Raw genomic sequence first — 12,897 nt, 5'->3', positions numbered from 1 at the left:
GTAAATTGCCATAAAACACTATATATATAATCGTAATTCTCCATTGCAGCTATATATAGTGGTTTAAATCCATTTAAGCCGTCTAAATTTCGAGCGAATCGGGGCGAATTGTAACGAAATATTACAATATTGCCGTCATAGTGGTAAAACCTCTTGACGCTTTCTAAAAATGCGGTTATCTTGAGATTCATACCCGGGTAAATCAAATGCAAGTCCCACCTATGCAAGATAAGCAGAAGGTTACATTATATATACCGCCTGAACTGCATCGTCAACTAAAAATTAAAGCAGCAGTTGATTCTGAATCAATGTCTACCATCGCCGAAAAAGCTATTGCTTTTTATATGAATCATTCACCAGAGGTAGACGAAATAGAATCATCCTACGGGCGGACTCATCGGGTTTACACTTGCCCAGAATGTTCCTCATCTCTGATTATTCGTGATGGAGAAATGGTGGCTTTAAATCATCAAGCAACAGTGTTGATTTCTGATGAAGAATTACCACTAGAGCAAGTGCAAAAAATCCAAGGCAACAAAATCCAAGGCAATAAAGAGCATCAACCAGAAGAACAATTGGTTACATGCTAAAGGTTTAACCTTCGCTCCACATTATCCAAATGGGGGCAGGAAATTCAGCAAAGATAAGCAAACATTAGGCACCGTTTTTAATAGGTCTTTTGGCTATGCAAGAAGAGCTCAATATTTTAATAAAAGCTCAATATCCTCTGATCTACCTCGTCACCGCCGAGGAAGAACGGGCCGAGCAAGCGATCGCCAAGATTGCTGAACAAAGCAACCCCCCCCGGCGAGTCTATACCTGGACGGTGACTCGAGGAATTGTCGAGTGTGGTCAAAGCAACACCAGTATGAGTCACAACACCGTATCGCCAGAAGCGGCGATCGAGTGGGTGATTCGGCAAAAAGAACCCGGTTTGTTCGTCTTTAAGGATTTACATCCCTTTATTGAGGCGATGGGTAATGCGGTGGTAATTCGGTGGCTCAGAGATGCGATCGCCTCCTTCAAAAATACCGAAAAAGCGATCGTCCTCATGTCCCCGGTACAACAAATCCCCATCGAACTGGAAAAAGAAGTCGTTGTACTAGATTTTCCTCTGCCGAAAATGGCTGAGATCAATCAAGTGCTCTCGCACCAGTTAGAATTGACTCGCCAGCGGAAAATTAGCACGGAAACCCGAGAAAAACTGGTCAAAGCTGCCCTCGGTTTAACCAAAGACGAAGCGGAAAAGGTCTATCGCAAAGCGCAAGTCACCGCTGGTCGTCTCACCGAAGGGGAAGTGGAAATTGTTCTCTCGGAGAAAAAGCAGCTAATTCGCCGTAACGGTATCCTGGAATATATCGAAGACGACGAAACCATCGAATCAGTCGGTGGACTCGAAGAATTAAAGCGCTGGTTAAAACAACGCTCCAATGCTTTCACGGAAAGGGCTAGGGAATATGGCTTACCTCAACCCAAAGGAATGCTAATCTTAGGCGTTCCTGGGTGCGGCAAGTCGATGATTGCCAAAACCACTTCCCGGCTGTGGGGTCTGCCCCTGTTGCGTCTAGATATTGGCCGTGTCTATGACGGTTCAATGGTCGGTCGCTCAGAAGCGAACCTACGCAGCGCCTTGAAAACCGCTGAATCAATTTCCCCCGTTATCCTATTTATTGATGAATTGGATAAAGCCTTTGCTGGTAGTGCTGGATCTGCTGACTCGGACGGAGGCACATCAAGTCGCATCTTTGGTTCTTTCCTAACCTGGATGCAAGAAAAAACATCACCCGTATTTGTGATGGCGACTGCCAACCGAGTCGAAAGATTACCCGGAGAATTTCTCAGAAAAGGCCGTTTTGATGAAATCTTCTTCGTTGACCTTCCCAACAACGAAGAACGGCAAGAAATTTTCAAAATTCATCTGTCCAAGCGCCGCAAAGACATCTCGCGTTTTGATCTCGATCAACTAGCTAAGGTGTCTGAAGGGTTCTCTGGAGCAGAAATTGAGCAAGCCGTAATCGCTGCTATGTATGAGGCATTTGCTCAAGATCGAGAGTTTACGCAGTTGGATATTATTGCCGCGATCAAATCAACGCTACCGCTGTCGAAGACCATGACCGAACAAGTCACGGCTCTGCGCGACTGGGCTCGTCAGCGAGCGCGACCGGCTGCGTCCTCCCTGGCTGAATATCAGCGCATGGAGTTCTAAAGGTTTTCTCCTGCTTCCCACAGGAGGAAAGGTCAGCAATATCTAATGCTGGCATTGCATCAAACAACCGCATTTTATGCGGAATCGTCGTGGATTCCCGTTTTCACGGGAATGACAGTTGATTAAATCGTTGTCGTTTTTGTCGAATTGCTTATTTTTTTGGAGGAAATCCCAATGTCTCACTTTAGCACTCTCCGCACCAAAATCACCGATGCCGAAATCCTCAAGAACTCTCTGCGCGATCTGGGGATTAATATCAAGACCGAAGCTGATGTCCGTGGCTACAATGGACAGCAGGTTCGGGCGGACATCGTAGCGGTGCTCGAAGGCGATTATGACCTCGGTTGGTCTCGCAACAGTGATGGTTCTTTTGACCTGATCGCTGACCTCTGGGGTGTGGCGAAGAAGCATAACCAAACTGAACTAATCAACTCGATTAATCAAAAGTATGCGGTGAATAAAGCTTTGACGGAAGTTCGTCGTCCAGGCTTGCAAAACGCCAATGTGAAGCTGGTTGTTCAAAAGTAGTCTGGCAACAGCGCGTTCCCAACCTTTCGGGTTAACCAATGCGGGTTGACCCGTTTTTTTGCATTTTTTAAGCGATTGGATCGGTGATTGGATCGCTTTTTGATCTATCAAATAAATCATGTTGAGATATTGGACTGTAAGTTTAGGAAAAAAATATGGCTAATTCTATTCTTAGGATCGCCTTCACCGATCTCTAAAACTTACTCAAACTTAACCATTAAGTAGGTAGGTGAAAAAAATCAAGACTAAGTAAAGATATGTTAAGAAGATAGGCCAGACTTAAACTTAACCCGTTTGGCTGTATAGTTTCCCTCTGCGCTTCGGGTCTCTACACCTGCCATAACCGCATAAGCTAGGTCTAGTTCATCTTCAAACATAAGTCCGGCCAATTCATCACGTTTCAAATGCTGCCACTCTAATTCAATTTCGTTCATTTCAGAACAGTATTTAGGGAGTAAAAAAATGTACAATCCTTTCTCTTCCCATGAAGACCATTTTTTTTGAAATTCTAAACTTTTATGAAGCGGACCATTGTCTTGCACTATTACTCTAATTCGTCCGGTTTTGGTTAACTCTTCCGCCGCTTCATCCGCTTCTATTTCCATCATTTTCATATAAGATTTACTGGTAAAACTTCCAATAGCAAGGCCATAATTAAAGCTCACTTTTGGTTGCATTATTCCTAAAATGCTCAGTCTTCTCCCTCGTCTTGGCGTTTGTTCCTGACGTTTCTGTTCCTTGGACGGAAAATAGGTATAACCGACTGAACTCCATAAACAAAACCCCGACTCGTCTAAATACTTGATAGTCAATTTCTCCCTCTGCTGCGGCGAATTCCAGCAGATCTAGATCGGCTTGTTTTATCTTTTTTTCTTCTGGGTCTTGCTTACTTTTATGACTGATTCTTGTTCGTTTCCAAATTATTCCCTTTTTTTTTAGAACTCGTCTGAGGCGATCTGGACTTAGGTAAACTTGCCGTTCTGCCGCCAGTTTTTTAGCCAGTTGTTTACTGTTGTAGGTGCGTGGCTCCTGCCTAAGACATTCTTCTACATAAGCTATATCAGCCTCTTTCCACTTCGGTTTGTTTCCGCGGCCCGGTTTGTCCCACAGTCCCCCTAGTCCCTTCTTCTCCCAACGATGCAGTGTGTCCCTGACTCTCTCAACAGACCAGTTAAAGTGACTCGCAATCTTTTCAACATACCATCCATCAGCATTCAACCGGACAACGGAGGCTCTATCTTTTACCCTTTGAGGTAGAGTGGTTGCCTTTCTAAGTTCAAACAAGGTTCGATCTTCTTCCGGGGTCAGAAATACTCTCAGACGAGCGCCCATAATTTTTTCCTCCAACGAGCTGACTGGTCTTTACTTATCTTTACATAGGATTTTTTGTACCTACCTACTTAGTTGCAACCTTCTAGTTCCAATTCTGCAAAAGCTTTCTTTGTTGTTTCAATCCCTAATAGGGATTCAATATAGTTGCAACGAGTCAAAACTAGCTTGCAATGCACTTTGATAATTTGTGTTTCAATCCCTAATAGGGATTCAATATAGTTGCAACAGTTTGTGGCGGTACTCTGGCGGCACGAAAAATCCGGTTTCAATCCCTAATAGGGATTCAATATAGTTGCAACAAGTTACAAGATTAGTTAAAGCTTTCATCTGAGAGTTTCAATCCCTAATAGGGATTCAATATAGTTGCAACCACACTATATAGATGTCGGCATACATCGAGCACAGATTGTTTCAATCCCTAATAGGGATTCAATATAGTTGCAACTTGTATAAATAATACTTAGTCCGATTGTCCTCGGCGTTTCAATCCCTAATAGGGATTCAATATAGTTGCAACAGAGAATTAAAGTTGAATTTACTTCTACACCTAAGTTTCAATCCCTAATAGGGATTCAATATAGTTGCAACAGTTTGTGGCGGTACTCTGGCGGCACGAAAAATCCGGTTTCAATCCCTAATAGGGATTCAATATAGTTGCAACAAGTTACAAGATTAGTTAAAGCTTTCATCTGAGAGTTTCAATCCCTAATAGGGATTCAATATAGTTGCAACCACACTATATAGATGTCGGCATACATCGAGCACAGATTGTTTCAATATAGGGATTCAATATAGTTGCAACTTGTATAAATAATACTTAGTCCGATTGTCCTCGGCGTTTCAATCCCTAATAGGGATTCAATATAGTTGCAACAGAGAATTAAAGTTGAATTTACTTCTACACCTAAGTTTCAATCCCTAATAGGGATTCAATATAGTTGCAACTAGCGAGTTGGACGGGACAGCCAAATCCCTGAATGGCGTTTCAATCCCTAATAGGGATTCAATATAGTTGCAACCCCTGATTATTCAGCCACATCGAATAAGCTTCAGGGTTTCAATCCCTAATAGGGATTCAATATAGTTGCAACCGCATTGTTTTATTCATTGTTTAACCATTTATTTCTGGTTTCAATCCCTAATAGGGATTCAATATAGTTGCAACTAGATGAGTTTTACCAAAGTCTAGCCGCTCGCTGTCGGTTTCAATCCCTAATAGGGATTCAATATAGTTGCAACCTGGGTTCACGGGTTCACCGAACCCGGTTCAAGGTTCGGGTTTCAATCCCTAATAGGGATTCAATATAGTTGCAACTGCAAGCTCTTTAAATAAGTCCGCATCCTGTACAAGTTTCAATCCCTAATAGGGATTCAATATAGTTGCAACTGGACGGGTCAAGATGGCAGTCAACGGGCAACGGTCGGTTTCAATCCCTAATAGGGATTCAATATAGTTGCAACCTTGAAAGTGCCTTGATTCCGTAAGAATTTGTAGGCTGTTTCAATCCCTAATAGGGATTCAATATAGTTGCAACTTTTCACCCTGTAGCGAAAGTGAAAGCGAGGGTGAGTTTCAATCCCTAATAGGGATTCAATATAGTTGCAACCACTTTTGTGCAATCAATAGCGCAAAGAAAATCAATCGTTTCAATCCCTAATAGGGATTCAATATAGTTGCAACTCTGATTTCTATCGTTGCAGTCGAACACAGAAGGGTAGGGTTTCAATCCCTAATAGGGATTCAATATAGTTGCAACCTCGCACTCCCTATGGATTCTCTAAGAGAATCCTGTTTCAATCCCTAATAGGGATTCAATATAGTTGCAACGAGCGGTATCGATCCACGTACCTACAAACTCGGTTAGTTTCAATCCCTAATAGGGATTCAATATAGTTGCAACCAGACTCCCACTTCGTTCGATTCATTCTCTGAGTCTTGTTTCAATCCCTAATAGGGATTCAATATAGTTGCAACAGCCGCCGCGACTGGTGTAACCGCCGATTCTTGAGCGTTTCAATCCCTAATAGGGATTCAATATAGTTGCAACTAATAGATTTCGGCCCCACCTTCAACGAAGCAAAAGTTTCAATCCCTAATAGGGATTCAATATAGTTGCAACAATTACCGCAAGCGGGGAAGGCTCAGATTTTTTCGGTTTCAATCCCTAATAGGGATTCAATATAGTTGCAACCAACCCAGCCATTCTGACAGCCAACTTTCTAGTTTTTGCTCAGTTTCAATCCCTAATAGGGATTCAATATAGTTGCAACAAAAAGGCTTTTCCCTTAAGCCGTCCAGTTCCAGTTTCAATCCCTAATAGGGATTCAATATAGTTGCAACTGGTTATGGTTTGATTGTTGAAATCGTCGAAGTTCCTGTTTCAATCCCTAATAGGGATTCAATATAGTTGCAACTGGTTATGGTTTGATTGTTGAAATCGTCTAAGTTCCTGTTTCAATCCCTAATAGGGATTCAATATAGTTGCAACATGATTCATCAATCCCATTTTAGGGGGTAAAAAATGCTTGTTTCAATCCCTAATAGGGATTCAATATAGTTGCAACTCTATCACTCCTACACTGCTGAGAATCCAAAGTCCTGGTTTCAATCCCTAATAGGGATTCAATATAGTTGCAACATAGACTAAATCAAAAATAAGTAGCAATCAATAGGAAGTTTCAATCCCTAATAGGGATTCAATATAGTTGCAACTCCGTCGTCTCCGAAGAATCGCTCAATCGGAAAGCAGAGAGCGTTTCAATCCCTAATAGGGATTCAATATAGTTGCAACTAACTGTAGCCCGCTGGCTGATCGCGATAAGAATCCGGTTTCAATCCCTAATAGGGATTCAATATAGTTGCAACTGGGTACAAAGTAATAGTTATCCGCACGGAAGGCGTTTCAATCCCTAATAGGGATTCAATATAGTTGCAACAATACTTGTCAAGGTTCGGGAGCAATCGGAAATGGTTTCAATCCCTAATAGGGATTCAATATAGTTGCAACATTCAATCCCTAGAATCTGAGATTGAGTCATTAAGTTTCAATCCCTAATAGGGATTCAATATAGTTGCAACCGCGAGGAGACTACTACCCACCCAAAGATGTAGAGGTTTCAATCCCTAATAGGGATTCAATATAGTTGCAACTTGATGAATTCAATGGCACCAGCACTTCCGAATTCTTATATGTTTCAATCCCTAATAGGGATTCAATATAGTTGCAACTCGATCAATACTTACCCGCAAAAAACGACCATTTTACGTTTCAATCCCTAATAGGGATTCAATATAGTTGCAACTTTTGTATTGCTATCCCCCCCCACAGGCACGGGAAAGTTTCAATCCCTAATAGGGATTCAATATAGTTGCAACAAAACATCAAAATTAGAGTGGTTTGTAACCGAGATGTTTCAATCCCTAATAGGGATTCAATATAGTTGCAACTGGAAAGCAGGGAAGCAATGCCCCACATCCGCGAAGGTGGTTGTTTCAATCCCTAATAGGGATTCAATATAGTTGCAACTTGCCGGAGGATTGCCTCACCAGTGGTTCGGCTGGTTTCAATCCCTAATAGGGATTCAATATAGTTGCAACTCGCGGATGTGGGGCATTGCTTCCCTGCTTTCCAAGCGTTTCAATCCCTAATAGGGATTCAATATAGTTGCAACCCTAGCTTTATGGTTGTTGGGACTGCTTACCCAGAATCGTTTCAATCCCTAATAGGGATTCAATATAGTTGCAACCAATAAGATTCTTTGCTGGAATCACCTTTGATTACGTTTCAATCCCTAATAGGGATTCAATATAGTTGCAACGCGGCACCTGCGGCTGCACCCATCAGACCTCTTACGTTTCAATCCCTAATAGGGATTCAATATAGTTGCAACATTTGCTGGGGATATTCGACAAAAAATCTGTTTCCGTTTCAATCCCTAATAGGGATTCAATATAGTTGCAACTTTTGTAATCGGGTCTTGAACAACCCCCGTCGGACTTGTTTCAATCCCTAATAGGGATTCAATATAGTTGCAACTATGTAAGATAATTGGTGAAAAAATTATGCAAAATGTGTTTCAATCCCTAATAGGGATTCAATATAGTTGCAACCGCTCAAATATCTGGGAATATCCCTGGAAATGCTGCGGTTTCAATCCCTAATAGGGATTCAATATAGTTGCAACCACAGCCAACTTGCAAGCAAATTCTCTAACTCTTAATCGTTTCAATCCCTAATAGGGATTCAATATAGTTGCAACTGGAAACATAAATAGTTTTACTTTCATTAGCCCGAGGTTTCAATCCCTAATAGGGATTCAATATAGTTGCAACGCTTGCCCTGCACTTTTTTGCACTTGGTTAGAGTGTGTTTCAATCCCTAATAGGGATTCAATATAGTTGCAACATTCTGGAGTCGCTGCCCCAACAAGATTTAATCCGTTTCAATCCCTAATAGGGATTCAATATAGTTGCAACAAAAGCCTCATAAGCCCTCGATCGCGCGTTCAAATCGCGTTTCAATCCCTAATAGGGATTCAATATAGTTGCAACCCGACTTTTAATTTTTCCCTTTTGTCGGAAATACCCAAGTTTCAATCCCTAATAGGGATTCAATATAGTTGCAACCGCCATGTTCTTAGTCGGAATGGCGATCGCTTTACCCTGTTTCAATCCCTAATAGGGATTCAATATAGTTGCAACAAGCTTTTCAGCCTCACCCCGCTTAAATCGCAAAGTTTCAATCCCTAATAGGGATTCAATATAGTTGCAACCAAAAAACTTTAAAACCCGCATCAGCGCTAAGTTTGACGTTTCAATCCCTAATAGGGATTCAATATAGTTGCAACGGCATAGCACCGGCTACCCTCTCCGATCAAGATTTCCAGTTTCAATCCCTAATAGGGATTCAATATAGTTGCAACCCATGTTTTATCCCGGAATGGCGATCGCTTCACCTTGGTTTCAATCCCTAATAGGGATTCAATATAGTTGCAACCACTATTCATTTCCGACCAAACCTCGATAAGTATTTGAGTTTCAATCCCTAATAGGGATTCAATATAGTTGCAACTTTCCATTGCGGTATAGGCCGGGGTAATCGTCGGCGGTGTTTCAATCCCTAATAGGGATTCAATATAGTTGCAACCAACGCGCCCACCCGCCCGCCCCCCGGCCCACTTGTTTCAATCCCTAATAGGGATTCAATATAGTTGCAACAATACTCACCGCAAACACCAAAATCAGGAGAAAATCGTTTCAATCCCTAATAGGGATTCAATATAGTTGCAACAAAACCAACACGCCCACCCACCCACCCCCGGCCCACTTGTTTCAATCCCTAATAGGGATTCAATATAGTTGCAACCGCCGCCGCTGAATCGATCGCAGTCAACCCCATCTGGGTTTCAATCCCTAATAGGGATTCAATATAGTTGCAACGTGGCAAGTTGATCGCATTTCAGACGGGGATACGATGTTTCAATCCCTAATAGGGATTCAATATAGTTGCAACCGACCCCGACCTCGGATGTGGATGCGGATGCGATCGCTGTTTCAATCCCTAATAGGGATTCAATATAGTTGCAACCAAAAGCTTGATATTTTCTTTGAGTGGCTTAATCCGTGTTTCAATCCCTAATAGGGATTCAATATAGTTGCAACAACCAGGTCGCTAGAATTATATATATAAACCAGAGGTTTCAATCCCTAATAGGGATTCAATATAGTTGCAACCAAAATATGTTTGTTGAGCCATTGTGGGTGTGTTCCGTTTCAATCCCTAATAGGGATTCAATATAGTTGCAACCGCAAAAGCTTGATATTTTCCTTCAAAGGTTTAATCCGTAGTTTCAATCCCTAATAGGGATTCAATATAGTTGCAACAAAATGGCAATAAAAAACTGGAGCATCATCAAGAACTTGTTTCAATCCCTAATAGGGATTCAATATAGTTGCAACTAAGCTTTCGCGTACTTGCGTACGACTAGCGAATTTGTTTCAATCCCTAATAGGGATTCAATATAGTTGCAACACAGAAACTTTCTATCTTTTCGCGATCTATACAGAGGGTTTCAATCCCTAATAGGGATTCAATATAGTTGCAACATTTTCCTCATTTATTTTCAGTTGTCTTTTTAGTCGTTTCAATCCCTAATAGGGATTCAATATAGTTGCAACATCGCAATTACATCCTATCAGTGCCCGCTGCATTTGTCGTTTCAATCCCTAATAGGGATTCAATATAGTTGCAACACCCACGATCACCCCCCCCCTTGGGTGCGATCGCAATGTTTCAATCCCTAATAGGGATTCAATATAGTTGCAACATTTTGGATGATATCTATCAGCCTCGGCACGGGCTTAATGTTTCAATCCCTAATAGGGATTCAATATAGTTGCAACACTAAAGCTAATGAATCTAGGTCTGATTTCACCCCAAAGTTTCAATCCCTAATAGGGATTCAATATAGTTGCAACGTGAATCCTAAAAGTCCCTCGACTTCGGCCCAACTGCGTTTCAATCCCTAATAGGGATTCAATATAGTTGCAACCCTCTTATCTCCCGTAAAGTTGAGATTGAAAGTTTAGGTTTCAATCCCTAATAGGGATTCAATATAGTTGCAACTTTTCAAGGCCAGAGACGAGGTTGCCCGCGATGAACAGTTTCAATCCCTAATAGGGATTCAATATAGTTGCAACAAAGAATTAGGCCAAGACATCCATAGACACTTATGGTTTCAATCCCTAATAGGGATTCAATATAGTTGCAACACCCTGTGGCAAAGGCCATCTAGATTTTGTTGTAGAGTTTCAATCCCTAATAGGGATTCAATATAGTTGCAACGTCTTCCCATTCGGTCTGTCCCCAAAGGATTTCCCCGTTTCAATCCCTAATAGGGATTCAATATAGTTGCAACCTGAATACTATAAAATGAAGCAAAAACAGATGAGAGAGGTTTCAATCCCTAATAGGGATTCAATATAGTTGCAACGTGCGGATACCAGTGCCAAGCGCAAAACCAGGCGGTTTCAATCCCTAATAGGGATTCAATATAGTTGCAACCTCTGGAAGGATTTCTGGGCAGATTATAAAGCCCGTTTCAATCCCTAATAGGGATTCAATATAGTTGCAACAGTAGCCCCCGCTACGATCTGATCCACAGTAGAAGCGTTTCAATCCCTAATAGGGATTCAATATAGTTGCAACCCGTAGCCTAGCGCCGCAAGCGAGCGGAGAAAAACCGGTTTCAATCCCTAATAGGGATTCAATATAGTTGCAACAATCTTCTCAAGCCGGTGGCACGGCTACCGTCGAGTTGTTTCAATCCCTAATAGGGATTCAATATAGTTGCAACCCCGTAGTTCATTTTATGAGGAATGGTTTCACTATCAAGTTTCAATCCCTAATAGGGATTCAATATAGTTGCAACCCGTAGTTCATTTTATGAGGAATGGTTTCACTATCAAGTTTCAATCCCTAATAGGGATTCAATATAGTTGCAACATCGCATGAGACCACACTAGGGGGGATGGGGGGTAGGTTTCAATCCCTAATAGGGATTCAATATAGTTGCAACACGCACCTTTTCTGCCATAGACAGACAGCTATTCACTGTTTCAATCCCTAATAGGGATTCAATATAGTTGCAACTTTATCCACTCTGAATACTGGCTATATGATTTTTGAGTTTCAATCCCTAATAGGGATTCAATATAGTTGCAACATTACAGCAATACCCATGTTTTCATAATCGCCCCGTTTCAATCCCTAATAGGGATTCAATATAGTTGCAACGACTGGTGCTACTACTGCCAGTGCAGCTTTGGTTGTTTCAATCCCTAATAGGGATTCAATATAGTTGCAACTCTGGAAATCAGCAGTAGGGTTTGTTTTAGTAGAAGTTTCAATCCCTAATAGGGATTCAATATAGTTGCAACAAAAAGGAGAAAAAGGAGAAAAGGGAGAAAAAGGCGTTTCAATCCCTAATAGGGATTCAATATAGTTGCAACTCTTATATAGATAATACTTAGTCCGATTGTCCTTCGCGTTTCAATCCCTAATAGGGATTCAATATAGTTGCAACAAGGTAGAGAATTAATTAAGGAGAGAAGATATTATGTTTCAATCCCTAATAGGGATTCAATATAGTTGCAACTACTAGCTCCAGAAGTTCTGGAACAAGACCTACGAGTTTCAATCCCTAATAGGGATTCAATATAGTTGCAACCCTGCTGAATTTTTGCTTGGTGGAGCGATCGCAAGAGTGTTTCAATCCCTAATAGGGATTCAATATAGTTGCAACTGTAAAAGTAATCTTGCAAGCGGTAGGTTCGTAAGTTGTTTCAATCCCTAATAGGGATTCAATATAGTTGCAACATCCGCTAGACTCTAAAGCTCGCTCGACTCCTGCTGTTTCAATCCCTAATAGGGATTCAATATAGTTGCAACGATCGCAGCAAGTAAGTGAAGTGGTGGTTACACGCCTTGTTTCAATCCCTAATAGGGATTCAATATAGTTGCAACAAAAAGATGCCAAAAACTAAAAACGGAAAAAGAGTTTCAATCCCTAATAGGGATTCAATATAGTTGCAACATGATTAGTTTTAGATCTAAAGTATTAGGTTCTGGTGTTTCAATCCCTAATAGGGATTCAATATAGTTGCAACCAGATGTTTGAGCAAAATTCTGGTGATTTGTTTTGTTTCAATCCCTAATAGGGATTCAATATAGTTGCAACAATTATTAATCAGAAATTCGTTAAATTTAATGCGTTGTTTCAATCCCTAATAGGGATTCAATATAGTTGCAACTTTGACTATGAGAATTATT

3 protein-coding genes, 1 pseudogene and 1 CRISPR repeat array (1 of these 5 running past the window's edge) are annotated in these 12,897 nt (G+C 41.2%); of the genes and pseudogenes, 3 read left to right on the top strand and 1 reads right to left on the bottom strand.

Going from position 1 to position 12,897, the window contains the following annotated elements:
- Positions 1–221 precede the first annotated feature (221 nt).
- The 3 genes from ABWT76_RS01950 to ABWT76_RS01940 all read left to right on the top strand — a co-directional run bounded on the left by ABWT76_RS01950 (position 222) and on the right by ABWT76_RS01940 (position 2,734).
- Positions 222–590, top strand: a complete 369-nt coding sequence (locus tag ABWT76_RS01950) for a hypothetical protein (protein ID WP_054470252.1) — start codon at positions 222–224, stop codon at positions 588–590.
- Positions 591–685: 95 nt separating this feature from the next.
- Positions 686–2,206: an AAA family ATPase gene (locus tag ABWT76_RS01945; protein WP_054470251.1), complete on the top strand. Its 1,521-nt coding sequence runs from the start codon at positions 686–688 to the stop codon at positions 2,204–2,206.
- Positions 2,207–2,380: 174 nt separating this feature from the next.
- Positions 2,381–2,734 carry a DUF1257 domain-containing protein gene (locus ABWT76_RS01940; RefSeq protein WP_054470250.1) on the top strand — a complete coding sequence of 118 codons (354 nt, stop codon included), beginning with the start codon at positions 2,381–2,383 and terminating at the stop codon, positions 2,732–2,734.
- A gap of 260 nt (positions 2,735–2,994) precedes the next feature.
- Here ABWT76_RS01940 and ABWT76_RS01935 read toward each other — a convergent pair.
- A pseudogene (locus tag ABWT76_RS01935) lies at positions 2,995–4,066 on the bottom strand (IS630 family transposase).
- 42 nt (positions 4,067–4,108) lie between these two features.
- Positions 4,109–12,897: direct repeats of the CRISPR family, unit length 37 nt; unit sequence GTTTCAATCCCTAATAGGGATTCAATATAGTTGCAAC (it continues 5,364 nt past the right edge of the window).

The sequence above is a fragment of the Planktothricoides raciborskii GIHE-MW2 genome (genome assembly GCF_040564635.1).
GTDB lineage: Bacteria > Cyanobacteriota > Cyanobacteriia > Cyanobacteriales > Laspinemataceae > Planktothricoides > Planktothricoides raciborskii.
The sequence above is the reverse complement of the archived record's forward strand: the minus strand, read 5'-3'. Positions and strand labels throughout refer to the sequence as shown.